The following is a 16,033-nucleotide window of genomic DNA, read 5'->3' as shown; positions in this document are numbered from 1 at the left end:
TGCTCCTCGGGCCCTTCGCCTCAGCGATAGGCCCCCTCGATGTCGGTGATGCGCAGGGCCTTGCGCCCCAGGCCGCCATGCTGGTCGAGCATGCGCTCGAGCCAGCCATGAACCGGGTCGGCGTTGGAGACCAGGTCGGCGCTGGAGACGCAGCGTGCCCACATGAAGCTGCCGAAGACCAGGTAGTCGGCGCCGGCCGGGGCCTCGCCGTCGAGGTAGTCGGCCTCCTTGAGCCGACCGCGCAGCGGTTCCAGGGCCGCATCCAGCTGGGCCAGGCCCTTGGCCGGCGAGTGGAACTCCTCCAGGGTGCGCCCGAAGCGCTTCTCGCGGGTCTCGCGGAAGTAGGCCCGGTCGCCGGGATGGATGGCGTTGAGCAGGTCCATGATGATGGTGCGCATCATCGCCGGGGCCAGCGAACGCTCGGCATAGTGCTTGAAGAAGTGCCCCCGCGCCTCGGCCAGCCCCTCGCCCAGCAGCGGCGCCTCGGGATAGGTGCGGTCGAGGTAGCGCAGGATCTCGTAGCTGTCGGTGACCACCTCGTCGCCGTCGACCAGCACCGGCACCTTGTCATGGTCGGCGAAGGCCAGGGCCTGCTTCTCGGTAAAGCGCCAGGGCCGCGTCTGAACCTCCAGCCCCTTGTGGGCCAGGGCGTAGCGCACGCGCCAGCAGTAGGGCGAGAAGCGCAGCCCCTCATCGATGCCGCAGAGATCAAAGAGCACCCGTGTCATGCCATCTCCTCGTATCCGGTCATGGGTATGGCCCGATAGTGCCAGCCTTTGCCGAACACCGCCAACGCCGTCGCAGGCGTGTCGCCCGGCGACGGCGACTTGTCCATTAGTCTAAGATCCCGCGCGGGCGGGAGAGGAAGCCGCCTGCCGGCATGCCACGGAAACCCCTGAATCAGCGAATATTTCATGAAAACCTGGTGGAAACGGACGCCTGCACAGATTGGTCATACCAGTTATCCAGCGATGGCCAAGCCGGACGCCTGGGCTTAAGGTGCGCCTTCTTCATGCCCCGCCCGGTCGGGGAGGCTCCACGACCAACCGTTCCAACGCGAAAGGAACCCCTCCATGAACGAAACGACACTCGCGCTGCTCGCCTTCGTGCCCCTGGTGCTGGCCGGTGTGCTGCTGATCGGCTTTCGCATGCCCGCCAGGACCGCCATGCCGGTGGTCTTCGTGGTCACCGCGCTGATCGGGCTGCTCGCCTGGGAGATGACCTTCTCCCGGGTGCTGGCCTCGACCCTGCAGGGCCTGATCCTGACGGTGGCGATCCTGTGGATCATCTTCGGCGCCATCCTGCTGCTCAACACCCTGAAGCATTCGGGTGGGATCAAGGCCATCCGTAACGGCTTCTCGGGGATCAGCCCGGACCGCCGCGTCCAGGCGATCATCGTCGCCTGGCTGTTCGGCTGCTTCATCGAGGGTGCCTCCGGCTTCGGCACGCCCGCCGCCGTGGCCGCCCCGCTGATGGTGGCGCTGGGCTTCCCGGCGCTGGCCGCCGTGGTGGTGGGCATGATGATCCAGTCCACCCCGGTCTCCTTCGGCGCCGTGGGCACCCCGATCGTGGTGGGGGTCTCCGGCGGCCTGGACCGCATTGGCATCACCGAGACCCTGGAAGCCGGCGGCGCCGGATGGATGGAGTACTTCCGCCTGATCGCCGGTGAGGTCGCGGTGATCCACGGCATCGTCGGCATCCTGATGCCGCTGATCATGGTGGTGATCATGGTGCGCTTCTTCGGCGCCAACCGCTCCTGGAAGGAGGGCCTCTCCATCGCCCCCTTCGCCATCTTCGCCGGCATCAGTTTCGTGGTGCCCTACATGCTGGCCGGCGTGCTGCTGGGGCCGGAGTTCCCGTCGATGATCGGCGCCATGGTCGGCCTGGCCATCGTCGTGCCGGCCGCCCGCCGCGGCTTCCTGATCCCCAAGGACACCTGGGACTTCCCGGAGAGCACCTCCTGGCCCGATGCCTGGATCGGCAAGCTCGAGATCAAGCTGGACGAGGTCACCGGCAAGGCCCCGATGTCCACCCTGATGGGCTGGGTGCCCTATGTGCTGCTGGCGGTGATCCTGGTCGCCTCGCGCACCATCGAGCCGTTCAAGAATGCCCTGACCTCGTTCGCCTTCGGCTGGACCGACATCCTCGGCGAGGCGGGCGTCTCCGGCAGCATCCAGCCGCTCTACCTGCCCGGCGGGATCCTGCTGATGGTGGTGCTGCTCACCGCCCTGCTGCATCGCATGCGCCTCGGTGAGCTCAAGGCCGCCTTCGGCGAGTCCACCCGGACCATCTTCGGCGCCGGCTTCGTGCTGATCTTCACCATCCCCATGGTGCGGATCCTGATCAACTCCGGCGTCAACGCCGCCGACCTGGTCTCCATGCCGGTGGCCATGGCCCAGCTCGTGGCCGACAGCGTGGGCGGGGTCTACCCGTTCTTCGCCCCGGCCGTGGGTGCCCTGGGCGCCTTCATCGCCGGCTCCAACACCGTCTCCAACCTGATGCTCTCCGACTTCCAGTTCAACGTCGCCCAGCAGCTCGGCCTCTCCACCGCCTTCATGGTGGCGCTGCAGGCCGTGGGCGCCGCGGCGGGCAACATGATCGCCATCCATAACGTGGTGGCGGCCTCGGCCACGGTGGGCCTGCTGGGCCGCGAGGGCGAGACCATCCGCAAGACCATCCTGCCGACGATCTATTACCTCGTCTTCACGGGGATCATCGGCCTGGTGGCCTTCTATGTGCTGGGCATCGGCGACCCGCTGCTGCGACTGGGCTGATCGCCACCTGCCTCACCGACACAGCCCCCACGGCCTGGCCGTGGGGGCTGTGTCGTTTCCGGCCTGCCACCAGGCCCGGCCAGGCCGCGGGAATCAGTCGATCCGCCTGAGATCCGTGGCATGACGCCGGCCGCGTTCCACGTAGCCCTCGGCATTCTTCCTGAGGCCCTCGATGGCCTCCTCGGAGAGCTCGCGCACCACCCTGGCCGGCGCCCCCACGATCAGCGAGTTGTCGGGGAAGCTGGCCCCCTCCTTGACCACGGCCCCGGCCGCCACCAGGCAGTTGTTGCCGATCACCGCCCCGTTGAGGATCACCGCCTGGATCCCCACCAGGCTGCCGTCGCCGATGGTGCAGCCGTGCAGCATGGCCTGGTGGCCCACGGTCACGCCCGTGCCGACCGTCAGCGGGTAGCCGGGGTCGGCGTGCAGCACCGCCCCGTCCTGGATATTGCTGCCCTCGCCCACCTCGAGGTGGTCGGTGTCCCCGCGCAGCACCGCCTGGTACCAGACGCTGGCATTGCGCTTGAGGGTGACCCGGCCGATCACGTCGGCCGTCTCGGCCACGTAGACGTCGTCACCGATTGCGGGGCGGTCCTCGCCGTACTGATAGATCGCCATGGAAGGGGTCTCCTGTGAATGATGAACGGCCCGCTCAGGCCCCCGAGCGGGCCACGAAGCTCCTGAAGGCGGCCAGGATGCGGGGGATGTCGTCGTCGCTGACGTCCAGGTGCAGGACCAGGCGGGTGGTCGCGCTCACGGCCGCCAGGATCCCCCGGGCTGCCAGGTGCGCCTCCAGTGCCCGGCCATCGGCCTCGGGCACCGCCAGGAATACCATGTTGGTATCGCAGGCCTGCAACACGACCCCGTCGATATCGGCCAGCCCCTCGGCCAGCTGCCGGGCATGGGCGTGATCCTCGGCCAGCCGCTCGACGTGATGGTCCAGGGCATGGTGACACCCCGCCGCCAGGATACCGACCTGGCGCATGCCGCCGCCCAGGGTCTTGCGCCAGCGATGCGCCCGGGCGATGAAGGCCTCATCGCCCACCAGCACCGAGCCGACCGGGGCCCCCAGCCCCTTGGAGAAGCACAGCGACACGGAGTCGAAGCCCTGGCAAAGCGCCGCCAGGGGCCGGCCGCTTGCCACCGCCGCGTTGAACAGGCGGGCACCGTCCAGGTGGGTGGCCAGGCCATGGGCGCGTGCCAGGGCAAGGACCTCGGCCTGGTAGTCGGCGGGCAGCACCCGGCCGCGAAAGGTGTTCTCCAGGGCCAGCAGCCGCGTCCGGGCATGGTGGATGTCCGCCCCCTTGATCGCGGCCTGCACCTTGTCCGGGGGGAGGGTGCCATCGGGGTCATGCTCGATGGGCTGGGCCTGGATGCCGCCGAGGGCCGCGGCACCGCCACCCTCGTCGCGGTAGATATGCGCGAGCTGGCCGGCGATGAACTCGTCGCCGCGCTGGCAGTGCGTCAGCAGGGCCGCCAGGTTGCTCTGGGTGCCCGAGGGAAGGAAGAGCCCGGCGGCCTTGCCCGCCCGCTCGGCCACCGCAGCCTCGAGGACGGCGACCGTGGGGTCGTCGCCCCAGACGTCATCGCCGACCTCGGCCCGTGCCATGGCCTCGCGCATGGCCGGGGTGGGCCGCGTCACGGTGTCGCTGCGCAGGTCGATCATGCTCAACCGCCTCGTTCGGGTGTGGGTAACGGGTGGTGCCGACGGGCCCTGAGGCAGGGCCCGTCAGCCACGGACTCAGGCCAGCGCCCGCTCGAGGAGCCGGGCCACATGGATGGCCTCCCGGCCGCTGCCGTCCCGGATCTGATGACGGCAGCTGGTCCCGTCGGCGACCAGCACGGCATCGTCAGCGGCCTTGCGGATCGCCGGCAGCAGCGACAGCTCGGCCATCTTCATCGAGGCGTCATAGTGCTCCGCCTCGTAGCCGAAGCTGCCGGCCATGCCGCAGCAGGAGGACTCGATGGTCTCGACCTCGAGGCCGGGAATCCAGGAGAGCACCTGCTCGACCGGGCGCACGGCATCGAAGGCCTTCTGGTGGCAGTGACCATGCAGCATGGCCCGCGGGTGAGCCACCGGCTTGAGGTCGAGCGGCAACTCGCCGGCCTCGAAGGCCCGGACCAGGAACTCCTCGAACAGGAAGGCCGACTCGGAGAGGGCCTCGGCCTCCTTGCCGAAACCATACTGCAGGAACTCGTCGCGCAGGGTCAGCAGGCAGGAGGGCTCGAGCCCGACGATCGCCACGCCCCGCCTGACATGGGGCATCAGGTGGTCCAGGGTGCGGCGCGCCTCCAGTCGCGCCTTGTCGAACTGCCCAGAGGAGAGGTAGGTGCGTCCGCAGCACAGCGGCCGCTCGCCTTTCTTGACGTTGAGGTGCACCCGGTAGCCGGCGGCCTCCAGTACCCGCTTGGCCGCCCGGGCATTCTCGCTCTCCAGGTAGTTGTTGAAGGTATCGACGAAGAGCAGCACCTCCCGCGGGGCCTGGACCACCTCCCCCTGCGCTTCGGCAAGGAAGTTGCCGCGAAAGCGCGGGAAGTCGCGCTGCACCGCGAGCCCCAGGGCCGTCTTGACCCGGCGCGAGAGGAGCGGCAGGCGTTCCACGGCCCCCAGCAGGCCGGAGAATCGGCTGGCCCAGGGGGCATAGCGTGGCATCTCGCCGACCATGCGATCGCGCCATGACAGCCCTCTCGCCTTCGCCCGGGCGGTACGCGCCTCGATCTTGAACTTGGCCATATCGACCCCGGTGGGACAGTCGCGCTTGCAGCCCTTGCAGGAGACGCAGAGGTCGAGTGCCTCCTTGACGTCGTCGCTGGCCAGCCCCGCATCGCCGAGCTGGCCGGAGAGCACCAGGCGCAGGGTGTTGGCGCGCCCGCGGGTGAGGTGCTGCTCGTCGCGGGTGATGCGGTAGCTGGGGCACATGGTGCCGGCATCGAACTTGCGGCAGTGGCCGTTGTTGTTGCACATCTCCACCGCCATGGCCAGGCCATGGGTGGGGTCGCCGGCGCTGCCGGGCTCGCCCTGCTGGCCCGAGAGCGGGTCGCGGGTGACGTTCCAGGGCGACCAGTCGAATACCGGCGTCATCGGGATCGTCCGGTAGGTGGAGGCAAAGCGGAAGTAGCGCTCGTCATCCATCCGCGGGGTGTCGACGATCTTGCCCGGGTTGAAACGATTCTCGGGGTCGAAGAGCCGCTTCACCTCGCGAAAGGCATCGTTGACGGTCTCGCCGAACTGCCAGGCGACCCACTCGCCCCGGCAGAGGCCATCGCCATGCTCGCCGGAGTAGGCGCCCTTGTACTCGCGCACCAGGGCGGAGGCCTGCTCGGCGATCTCGCGCATCTTCTCGGCGCCGTCACGGCGCATGTCGAGGATCGGCCGCACGTGAAGGGTGCCCACACTGGCGTGGGCGTACCAGGTGCCTTCGGTGCCGTAGCGGTGGAAGACCTCGGTCAGCCTGTCGGTGTACTCGGCCAGGTGCTCCAGCGGCACTGCGCAGTCCTCGATGAAGGAGACCGGCTTGCCGTCCCCCTTCATGCTCATCATGATGTTGAGCCCCGCCTTGCGCACGTTCCACAGCGCCTTCTGCTCGGCGGGCTCGGGCATCTCCACCACGCTCTCCGGCAGCCCCAGGTCGGCCATCAGCTCGGAAAGGCGCGCAAGCGAGGCGAGCTGAGCCTCGCGGTCCTCTCCGGCGAACTCCACCAGCAATACCGCCTCGGGTCTGCCGATCAGCGCCTTTTCGATCACCGGGCGAAAGGCCGGGTTCTCCAGCGAGAGGTCGATCATGGTGCGATCGACCAGTTCCACCGCGGAGGGGTCGAGGGTGACGATGTGCTGGGTGAGGTCCATCGCCTGGTAGAAGGTGGGGAAGTTCACCACCCCGAGCACCTTGTGCTCGGGCAGCGGCGAGAGGCGCAGGGTGATCCGGCGGCTCACGGCAAGGGTACCCTCGGAGCCCACCAGCAGGTGGGCGAGATTGGCGCGCCCGCCCGGGTCATAGGGCTTGGGGTTCTGGCAGTCGAAGAGGTCCAGGTTGTAGCCGCCGACCCGCCTGAGCACCTTGGGGAAGTGCTCACGGATCTCGGGGGCCACGCCGTCGGCGATGGCCTTCACCCGCTCGGCCAGTTCGCGCACCCTCCCCGAGTCCGGAAGCTGGTCGACGAAGCCGAAGTGCCCCTCGCTGCCGTCGGCCAGCAGCGCATCCACGCCCAGCACGTTGTGCACCATGTTGCCGTAGCGGATCGAGCGCGAGCCGCAGGAGTTGTTGCCGGCCATGCCGCCGAGGGTGCACTGGGCGCTGGTGGAGACGTCCACCGGGTACCAGAGGCCATGTGGCTTGAGCCAGGCGTTGAGGTGGTCGAGCACGATCCCGGGCTCGACCACCACGGTGCGCGCCTCGGGGTCGAACTCGACGACCTCGTCGAGCCAGCGGGTGCTGTCGATCACCAGCGCCTCGCCCACCGTCTGGCCGCACTGGCTGGTGCCGGCACCACGCGCCAGCACCGGCACCCCGGCGTCCCGGGCGATCTCCAGCGCCAGCGCCAGGTCCCGCTGGTGGCGGGGAATTGCCACGCCCACCGGGGTGACCTGGTAGATCGAGGCATCCGTCGAGTAGCGGCCCCGCGAGGCGTCATCGAACAGCACCTCGCCCTCGAGTTCGCGTGATAGCCGGGCCGCCAGCTCGGTCACCGGCTTGATCCGGGCATCGGGGGCCCGGCCGGCCCGGGAATTGTCCTTCAGGGACGTCATGGGATCATCCTCCGCCATGCGTGGCACTGCCGATGGTCAGTGGGCGGCCTCGAGGGGGTGGCCGGCGAAGTAGTCCAGTGCGGCCGTCACACCGCTGCCCTTGAGGGGTACGCCCGCCAGCTTCAGGCCCGCCTCGCAGCCGCCCAGGGTGGCGATCAGGGTCAGGTCGTTGCAGTCGCCCAGGTGGCCGATGCGGAACATCTTGCCCTTGGCCTTGCCGAGCCCCGTGCCCAGCGACAGGTCGAAGCGCTCGTAGATGATCTTGCGCACCGCGTCGGCGTCGGTGCCCTCGGGCATCACCACCCCGGTGAGCACCGGCGAGTAGACGGACGGATCCTGGCACTGGATCTCCAGCCCCCAGGCCTCCACCGCCGTGCGCACACCGGCGGCCCAGCGCTGGTGGCGCGCCAGCACGTGCTCCAGGCCCTCCTCGAGCAGCATGTCCAGCGACTCGTTGAGGCCGTAGAGCAGGTTGGTGCTGGGGGTATAGGGCCAGTAGCCGTTCCGGTTGGCCTCGAGGATCTCGTCCCAGGCCCAGAAGCTCTTCGGCATGGCGTTGTGGCGGCTCGCCTCGATGGCCTTGTCGGAGACCGCGTTGAAGCTGATCCCCGGGGGCAGCATCAAGCCCTTCTGGGAGCCGGAGATGGTCACGTCCACCCCCCACTCGTCATGGCGGTAGTCGGCACTGGCCAGCCCCGAGATGGTGTCGACCAGCAGCAGCGCCGGGTGACCGGCGGCGTCGATCGCGCGGCGCACCGCCGCGATGTCGCTGGTCACCCCGGTGGAGGTCTCGTTGTGCACCACGCAGACCGCCTTGAGCCTGTGCCCGGTGTCTTCCCTCAGGCGCGCCTCGATCATGTCGGCCTGCACGCCGTGGCGCCAGCCCTCATAGCCCGGCAGGCCGATGAACTCGGGCGCCAGGCCCAGGCGGGTGGCCATCCTGTGCCACAGGGTAGCGAAGTGGCCGGTCTCGAACATCAGCACCTCGTCGCCCGGCGAGAGGGTATTGGAAAGCGCCGCCTCCCAGGCGCCGGTGCCCGACGCCGGGTAGATGATCACCGGGTTGTCGGTCTTGAAGACCTGCTTGACCTTGCCGAGCAACTCGAGTCCCAGCGCCCCGAACTCCGGGCCCCGGTGGTCGATGGTCGGCAGGCTCATGGCGCGCAGGATGCGATCCGGCACCGGGGAAGGGCCGGGAATCTGGAGGAAGTGGCGACCAGAGGGGTGGAAGTCGAGGTTCAGCATGAGTCAATCTCCGTGCATCTTGTTCTTGGATAATGAATGCAATCCATGTCTCGAAAAGGCGCCTACTTGATGCAGCCCTCGGCCCTCAGGGTCTCGAGCTCCTCGGCAGACAACCCCATGCCACCGAGGATTTCATCTGTGTGCTGGGCGAACAGCGGTGCCGGCTGACGGATCTGCGACGGGGTACGCGAGAACTTGCTGGGGAAACCGATGGTCTTCATCCGACCGATCTTCGGGTGGTCCATTTCCTGCACCATGCCGCGCGCCAGGTAGTGCTCGTCGCTCATGGCCTGGGCGAAATCGTTGATCGGCCCGGCGGGCACCCCGGCCGTGTCGCAGCGCGCAAGCCAGTCGTCGACGTCGCGCTCGACCATGATCGACTCCAGCAGCGCCTCGAGCTCCTCGACATGCTGGCCGCGGTCGTGATTGGTCAGGAAGCGAGGGTCTTCCATCAGCTCGGGGCGCTCCAGCACATCGCCGGCGAAGCGCTCCCAGGTGCGCTGGTTGGCGCAGCCGAGCATCAGGTAGCCGTCTCGGGCCTTGATCGCCTGGTAGGGCGCCGAGACGCGGTGGCGCCAGCCAGTCGGCTCGGGCACCCGGCCCTCGGCAAAGTAGGCGGCCGCCTCCCAGGTGTACCAGGGCAGGCCACACTCGGTGATGGCGATGTCGATATGCTGGCCCTCGCCGGTGTTCATCTTGTGGATGCAGGCGGCGAGGATCGAGTAGGTGGCGGTGAGGCCGGCGCCGATGTCGTAGACGGCGATGCCGGTCTTCAGCGGCCGACGCCCCGGCTCGCCGGTCATCGACATCAGCCCGGTCATCCCCTGGGCGACCAGGTCGAAGCCTCCCTTGTGCCGGTAGGGTCCGGTCTGGCCGTAGCCGGAGATCGAGCAGTAGACGATGCCCGGGTTGATCGCCTTGATGGTGTCGTAGTCGATCTTCAGCGACTGGGTCACCCCGGTGCGGTAGTTCTCGACGATGACGTCCGCGTCCCGGGCCAGGCGGTAGAAGATCTCCCGGGCCCGGTCGTCCTTGAGGTTGAGCGAGATGCTCTTCTTGTTGCGGTTGATCTGCGAGAAGCAGGTCGACTCGTCGTTGACATAGGGGCCCATCTGGCGACTGTCATCGCCGCCGTTGAGCTTCTCGACCTTGATCACCTCCGCGCCCATGTCGGCCAGCACCATGGTGCAGTAGGGACCGGCCATGATCTGGGAGATGTCGAGGACCTTGAGGTTCTGCAGTGGCAGCATCGCTGTGCTCCCTCCATTGCTGTCATTCATGCTAGCGGCCGCGCCACTCGAAGGGCGTCTTGTGGACGAACCGGTTCACCGCCGCCTTGAAGTCGTCGCTCATGTAGCAGGTGGTGACCCAGTCGTCCCCGGCCTCGGGGGCGGGACGACGCTCGGCGAGCACCCGCCCCACCAGCGCCTTGCTGGCCTGGACGGTGAGCGGGGCGCGCCGCGCGAATTCGGCGGCGATGGCGGCCACCTCCTCATGGATCACCTCGGCGTCAAACACCGCATTGACCAGTCCCGCCTGGGCCGCCTCCTCGGCCCCGAACAGCCTGGCCATCATCAGCGCCTCCTTGGTGCGGGCCACGCCGATCATGTCGATCAGCCGAGAGACGTTGCTCATCGACAGGGTATTGCCGAGCGTCCTGGCGATGGGCACACCGAACTTCATGCTGGGCGTGCAGTAGCGGAAGTCGCAGACCAGCGCCAGGGCGGCGCCGCCGCCCACGCAGGCGCCCTCGATCAGGGCGATGGTGGGCCTGGGCAAGGCCTCGAGCTTGCCCACCACCCGGTCGATGCGCCGCTCGTAGCCGATGGCATCCTCGGGGGCGGCGAAGTGCGTGAACTGGCCGATGTCGGTGCCGGCCACGAAGGCCTCGCCCCCCATTCCATGCAACACGACGGCCACCACCTCATCGTCCTGGGCAAGCCGGTCACAGCAGGCTTCCAGGGCGTCGTACATCTCCCAGGTCATGGCATTGCGGCTCGCCGGGCGATTGAAGCCGATCCAGGCGATTCCGCCCTCGCGGCGCAGGATCACGGACTCGTCGCTCATCATGTTTCTCCCGTCAGGGGTCAGCGGCATCACCGGTAGAAGAGGTCCACCAGACCCATGGGAACGACCGGCACATAGGTGACCAGCATCAGCAGCACGAACAGCAGGATCATGAAGGGCACATTGGCCTTGGCCACGTCCCAGATGTCCGCCTTGGCCACCGAGCAGGCCGTCATCAGCACGCTGGCCACCGGGGGCGTCTGCTGGCCGATGGCCAGGTTCAGGGTGACGATCATGCCGAAGTGGACCGGATCGATCCCGACCATCATCACCAGCGGCATGACGATGGGCACGGTGAGGATGATCGCCGCCGCCGAGTGCAGGATCATGCCGATCGCCAGCAGGAAGACGTTGAGCAGCGCCAGCACCATGTACTTGTTGCTGGTGAAGTCGCCGATCACGGCGGCAAGGGTCTGGGGCAGCTGGGCCCGGGTGAGGAAGTCTCCCAGCAGGGCGGAGCTCGCCACCAGCAGCATGACCACGGCGGTCTGGACGCCGCCCTCGACCATGGCGCCGCGCAGCGTGCTCCAGCGCAGCTCGCCGTAGCGGAAGCTGATCAGCAGCGCCGCGACCACCGCCAGGGCGGCGCCCTCGGTGGCGGTCATGAAGCCTCCGAAGATGCCCCCGAGGATGATCAGCGGCAGCAGGAAGGCGAGTCCCGCTGCCTTGAAGGTGGCCCAGACTCGCTTGAGCTGGAAGGCTTCCTCGACCGGGTACTTGTAGCGGACGGCGAAGAACCAGGCGAGCGCCATCATCGACAACCCGCCGAGCAGCCCCGGCACGATGCCGGCCACGAACAGCTGCACCACCGAGGTGTCGGCCATGGCGGCGTAGAGGATCATCGGGATGGAGGGCGGGATGATGATTGCCAGCGACGCCGAGGAGGAGGTGATCGCCGCGGTAAAGTCCGCCGGATAGCCCTTCTTCTTCATCGCCGGCATCAGGATGGAGCCGAGGGCGGCGACGTCGGCCACCGCCGAGCCCGAGATCTCGGCGAAGAACAGCGAGGTGCCGATGTTGACCATCGCCAGTCCGCCGCGGATGAAACCGAGCAGCGCCGAGGCGAAGTCGATCAATCGCTTGGAGATGCCGCCGGTATTCATGATCGCCCCGGCGAGGATGAACAAGGGTATGGCGATCAGGGGAAACTTGGTGGCGCCCTCGAACATCACGATCGGGAAACTGAGCAGGCTGTTCGGGCCCTGCAGCACCAGCATGGCCAGCAGAGACACCGCGCCCAGCGCCACGGCGATGGGGATATTGATGAAGATCATCGCCAGGCCGGCCAGGAGGATCAGGGCAGTCGTCATTGCGCGTCCTCCACGATGTCATGCTCCGCGGGCGGCGCCTTGCCTTGCCAGGCCTCGCGCATGATGGTCGGCAGGTTGATCAGCTCGGCGATCACGTAGAGCGCGGCGCCGATGGGAATGGTCGACTGGGTGACGGCGATCGGGATCGGCACGCTGACCAGGGTCGATCCCCCGAGGATCTGGATGACATGCACGCCATAGGCGGCGAGCATCACGAAGAAGGCCAGGATGATGACCTCACCGATCACCACCAGGGTCACGCGCACGGCACGCGGCTGTGAATAGACGAGGCCCGGCACGCTGATATGGCCGCGCTTGAGCGCGGCCAGGGCGGCACCGTAGTAGGTGACCCAGGCCAGCATCACGGCGGCCACCTCGTCGTACCAGCCGAGGGAATTGCCGGCAAAGCGGAAGATGACGCCGAGCAGCACGACGACTGCCAGCGACACCACCAGAAACATGGTGATGACCTCGAGCAACCACTCGAAGCCGGATCGTAATCTCGCGAGAGACATGAAGACGCTACTCCGTCGAGTCAGGGAAGGACCGCCCCGTCAGGGGCGGTCAGGAAGGTCAGCCGGACGGGAGGATCACTCCTCCTTGCCGAGCTCCAGCACGCGATCGATCAGATCGCTGCCGCCTTCCACTTCCTCGCCGAAGAGCTCATAGACTGGGCCACTGGCGTCGATGAAGGCCTGCTTGTCGGCCTCGTTGACCTCCATACCGGCGGCTTCCATCTCGCCGAGCAGCTCCTCGTCCTGCCGGGCGGCCGTCTCGTAGACGAAGTCCTGCACCTCCTGGGCGGTCTCCTCCAGGACCTCACGCACCTCGTCCGGCAGGTCCTCCCAGTGGCTCCTGGAGACCACCACGTAGGCCGGCGTGTAGACGTGGCCGGTCAACGACAGGTAGTCCTGGACCTCCTGGAACTTCTGGGAGTAGATCTGCACCAGGGGGTTCTCCTGGCCGTCCATGGTGCCGGTCTGCAGCGCCGTGAAGACTTCCGAGAGGGCCATGGGTGACGGGTTGGCGCCGTACTCCTCGAACATGCGTACCCGCCACTTCCCCTTGGGGGTGCGCAGCTTGAGGCCATCCAGGTCCTCCGGCGTGTTGATGGGTCGGACGTTATTGGTGATCTGACGGAAGCCGTTCTCCCAGACGGCGAGGACCTTGTAGCCCTCCTCCTCCACCAGCGGATAGAGCTGCGGCTCGAGCACTTCCTCGATGACCCGCTTCATGTGCTCCCGGTCCTTGATCAGGTAGGGCATCTCGAACAGGCCGAACTCGTCGACCACCGAGGACATCACGGTGGAGGGCAGCGTGAAGGTGAGCTGGCCGAGCTTGAGCTTCTGCATCATGGAGCTGTCGCCACCCAGCTGGCTCGAGCCGTAGACCTCCACCTCATAGTCATCGCCCAGCCGCTCGTTGGCGCGCTTGGCAAACTCCGTGGCGGAGGCGTCGAACAACGATCCGGGGTTGCCGACGTGGCCGAACTGCAGCTCGGTCTGCGCCATGCCCAGGCCAGGCGCCATGGCGGCCGCCAGGGCTGTGACGGCAAATGCTGTCTTGATCACTTTCATGGGATACTCCGGTGCTGGCTTGTTGTTGTACGCGTCTTGCCGGTGAGCCGAGCTCGCCCCGACATCCTCCAGCAGTGGCGGGCCCCGAATTGTGGTGTTGTCGCTCTGCGGTGGCCGCCATGCCTCACCGATTCAATTTGAATTCAAAATTCATAATCAGGTATTAAACTTTAGTCGTCCGCGCTCGAGGAACGCCCTCATTCCGGCTCGCGCCCCCAGGCGAGACCGGCGGCCTCGATGCCGGCAATCACGGCGGCCTCGTCCTCGCCGGAGCTTGCCCCGCTGGCCCCGACCGCGCCGATCACCTGCCCTTCATCGTCGAGTATCGGAACCCCGCCGGCCACTGGAACGAAGTGCCCTGCCGAGGCCGCGGCCACGCTGGCCAGAAAGGCGGGACGCTCGCTGTTGCGCTCGCCCACTACGCCGCTGGCGATGCCGTTCCCCAGGGCGGCGAAGGCCTTACCCTGAGCCACCGGGAAACGCAGCGGGGCACAGCCGTCCTCGCGTTCGGCGGCGACGACATGCCCGCCACCGTCGAGCACCACCACGGTGAGAGGTTCCATCTCGGCATCACGCGCCTTGGCAAAGGCGCCGTCGAGGATGGTCCTGGCCTGCGAACGGCCAAGCTGGAAGTGACTGCGGAAGACCTTGCCGGCCATGGGCGACTCCTGATGATGGTCGAGGTGGATATTGGCTGCATTTTGAATTCATAATACCTCTCGTGACAGAATGCCAGCCTGGTCCATCACCCGAGGGTGCACCGCCCGGCCGGCGACGCTGCCGTCACCCTTTGCTGCGACCATCAGGACGCCATTGCCTCGAGGGACCCATGCCATGAGCAAGATCCAGCAGCGCAGCCTCTACCTGGATGTGGCCGACCGCGTCCGGGAGCTCATCGAGCAGGGGGATCTCGCCCCCGGCGAGCGGATATCCGAGAAGCACCTCTGCGAGCGGTTCGGGGTGTCCCGCACGCCACTTAGGGAGGCACTCAAGGTCCTAGCCTCCGAGGGACTGGTCGAGCTGCTGCCAAACCGCGGCGCCAGGGTCGTGCGGCTGACCCTGAAGATGGTGAAGGACACCTACGACCTGATGGGCGCCCTGGAGGGGCTCTCCGGCGAGCTCGCCTGCCAGAACATCAGTGACGAGGGGATCCGGGCCATCCGCACGCTGCATGACGAGATGCTCCGGCACTATCGCGAACGCAACCTGCCGGACTACTTCCGGGTCAACCAGCGCATCCATGAGAGCATCCTGGCCGCCTCGGCAAACGAGGTGCTGCAGGAGACCTACAGCAACCTCAGCCAGCGAGTGAAGCGGGTCCGCTACTCCAAGAAGATGACCGACGACTTCTGGGGCAACGCCGTCCAGGACCACGAGCACATGATCCTTGCCCTGGAGGCACGCGACGGCAGGCGACTGGGCCAGATCCTGCGCGACCATCTCTGCAACAAGCTCGAGGTGGCCTCCCTTGCCGGGGTGGTCGAGGACGAGACCGCCCTCGAGGTCGCCACCTCCTGACCCCTACCCCCAGCCCTCGAGGCGCATGGCCGAGCGCTCCAGCCGCTGGTCCTCCGCCTCGATCTCGCGCAGCTGCTCGCCCACCCCGGAGAGGTGCTCCAGGGCGACACGCCGGGCGAGAACCGGCTTGCCCTCGATCACCGCACGATAGAGCCGCGCATGCTGGCGATTGATCATCTCGCGGGAGCTCGGGCGGTGATAGAGGTTCTTCACCGAGGCGAACACCGAGCTCAGCAGCAGGTCGGTCAGGCTCTGCAGGGTATGCACCAGCACCGGGTTGTGGGAGGCCTGGCAGATGGCCAGGTGGAAGCCGTGGTCGAGCCGCGCCAGGCGCTCGACGTCGACCGACTCGGCGCTCTCCACATAGTCGACCATCGCCTGATAGCGGCGGGTGATCAGTACACGGTCGGAGGGCGTGCCCCGGCTGGCGGCCAGGCGGGCCGACTCGCCCTCGAGCAGGGCCCGCACCTCCAGCAGGTCGAACAGCGTCCGCGGATGGTCGCGGAAAAGATGCATCAGCGGCGTGTCCTGGGCCGCCGTGACCAGCTCGGCCACCACCGAGCCCCGCCCCTGCCGGGTGACGATCACCCCCTTGCTGCGCAGCGTCCTGAGTGCCTCCCTCAGGGAGGCACGGGAGACCTGCAGCCGCTCGCTAAGACGCCGCTCGGAGGGCAGCAGCTGGCCCGGGCGGAACACGCCATCGAGGATCAGCTCCTCGAGCCTGGCCGCAATGGCGTCGGGCGTGCGTGAGGTGGTGACCAGCTCATCATGGTAGCGGGGCATGGCCGTCTCCTG

14 protein-coding genes are annotated in these 16,033 nt (G+C 67.6%); 2 read left to right on the top strand and 12 right to left on the bottom strand.

Going from position 1 to position 16,033, the window contains the following annotated elements; all coding sequences use genetic code 11:
* Nucleotides 1-20: 20 nt before the first annotated feature.
* Nucleotides 21-728 carry a glutathione S-transferase family protein gene (locus DFP85_RS09805; RefSeq protein WP_133636100.1) on the bottom strand — a complete coding sequence of 236 codons (708 nt, stop codon included), beginning with the start codon at nucleotides 726-728 and terminating at the stop codon, nucleotides 21-23.
* Between the two features lie 345 nt (nucleotides 729-1,073).
* Here DFP85_RS09805 and DFP85_RS09800 point away from each other — a divergent pair, with 345 nt between their 5' ends.
* Nucleotides 1,074-2,774, top strand: coding sequence for an L-lactate permease (locus tag DFP85_RS09800; RefSeq protein WP_133636099.1), 1,701 nt, complete (start codon nucleotides 1,074-1,076; stop codon nucleotides 2,772-2,774).
* Between the two features lie 93 nt (nucleotides 2,775-2,867).
* On the opposite strand, the gene DFP85_RS09795 is transcribed toward DFP85_RS09800, so the two are convergent.
* The 10 genes from DFP85_RS09795 to DFP85_RS09750 all read right to left on the bottom strand — a co-directional run bounded on the left by DFP85_RS09795 (nucleotide 2,868) and on the right by DFP85_RS09750 (nucleotide 14,379).
* Nucleotides 2,868-3,392, bottom strand: a complete 525-nt coding sequence (locus tag DFP85_RS09795) for a gamma carbonic anhydrase family protein (protein WP_133636098.1) — start codon at nucleotides 3,390-3,392, stop codon at nucleotides 2,868-2,870.
* Between the two features lie 34 nt (nucleotides 3,393-3,426).
* On the bottom strand, nucleotides 3,427-4,440 hold the full coding sequence (ltaE, locus tag DFP85_RS09790; protein WP_133636097.1) for a low-specificity L-threonine aldolase: 1,014 nt from the start codon (nucleotides 4,438-4,440) through the stop codon (nucleotides 3,427-3,429).
* A gap of 75 nt (nucleotides 4,441-4,515) precedes the next feature.
* Nucleotides 4,516-7,521 (bottom strand): FAD-binding and (Fe-S)-binding domain-containing protein, encoded by a 3,006-nt coding sequence (locus tag DFP85_RS09785; RefSeq protein ID WP_133636096.1) that lies wholly within the window; start codon nucleotides 7,519-7,521, stop codon nucleotides 4,516-4,518.
* A gap of 36 nt (nucleotides 7,522-7,557) precedes the next feature.
* Nucleotides 7,558-8,766 (bottom strand): pyridoxal-phosphate-dependent aminotransferase family protein, encoded by a 1,209-nt coding sequence (locus tag DFP85_RS09780; protein WP_133636095.1) that lies wholly within the window; start codon nucleotides 8,764-8,766, stop codon nucleotides 7,558-7,560.
* Nucleotides 8,767-8,828: 62 nt separating this feature from the next.
* Nucleotides 8,829-10,016 (bottom strand): CaiB/BaiF CoA transferase family protein, encoded by a 1,188-nt coding sequence (locus DFP85_RS09775; RefSeq protein ID WP_133636094.1) that lies wholly within the window; start codon nucleotides 10,014-10,016, stop codon nucleotides 8,829-8,831.
* A 31-nt stretch (nucleotides 10,017-10,047) separates the two neighbouring features.
* Nucleotides 10,048-10,833, bottom strand: a complete 786-nt coding sequence (locus DFP85_RS09770) for an enoyl-CoA hydratase/isomerase family protein (protein ID WP_133636093.1) — start codon at nucleotides 10,831-10,833, stop codon at nucleotides 10,048-10,050.
* Nucleotides 10,834-10,862: 29 nt separating this feature from the next.
* On the bottom strand, nucleotides 10,863-12,143 hold the full coding sequence (locus DFP85_RS09765; RefSeq protein ID WP_133636092.1) for a TRAP transporter large permease: 1,281 nt from the start codon (nucleotides 12,141-12,143) through the stop codon (nucleotides 10,863-10,865).
* Nucleotides 12,140-12,658: a TRAP transporter small permease gene (locus DFP85_RS09760; protein ID WP_208108486.1), complete on the bottom strand. Its 519-nt coding sequence runs from the start codon at nucleotides 12,656-12,658 to the stop codon at nucleotides 12,140-12,142. The genes DFP85_RS09765 and DFP85_RS09760 overlap by 4 nt, the downstream gene beginning before the upstream one ends.
* A 75-nt stretch (nucleotides 12,659-12,733) precedes the next feature.
* Nucleotides 12,734-13,720: a TRAP transporter substrate-binding protein gene (locus tag DFP85_RS09755; RefSeq protein WP_133636091.1), complete on the bottom strand. Its 987-nt coding sequence runs from the start codon at nucleotides 13,718-13,720 to the stop codon at nucleotides 12,734-12,736.
* Between the two features lie 197 nt (nucleotides 13,721-13,917).
* The gene (locus DFP85_RS09750; RefSeq protein WP_133636090.1) at nucleotides 13,918-14,379 is read right to left on the bottom strand and encodes a GlcG/HbpS family heme-binding protein; all 462 of its coding nucleotides are present in this window, start codon (nucleotides 14,377-14,379) and stop codon (nucleotides 13,918-13,920) included.
* Nucleotides 14,380-14,554: 175 nt separating this feature from the next.
* On the opposite strand from DFP85_RS09750, the gene DFP85_RS09745 reads away from it, so the two are divergent.
* A complete protein-coding gene (locus DFP85_RS09745) occupies nucleotides 14,555-15,238 on the top strand; it encodes a GntR family transcriptional regulator (protein ID WP_133636089.1) in 684 nt (227 codons plus the stop codon).
* Between the two features lie 3 nt (nucleotides 15,239-15,241).
* On the opposite strand, the gene glcC is transcribed toward DFP85_RS09745, so the two are convergent.
* Nucleotides 15,242-16,021 (bottom strand): transcriptional regulator GlcC, encoded by a 780-nt coding sequence (gene glcC, locus DFP85_RS09740; protein ID WP_133636088.1) that lies wholly within the window; start codon nucleotides 16,019-16,021, stop codon nucleotides 15,242-15,244.
* Nucleotides 16,022-16,033: the final 12 nt, after the last annotated feature.

Source organism: Halomonas ventosae, assembly GCF_004363555.1.
GTDB lineage: Bacteria > Pseudomonadota > Gammaproteobacteria > Pseudomonadales > Halomonadaceae > Halomonas > Halomonas ventosae.
This window is presented reverse-complemented; position numbering and strand designations above follow the sequence as displayed.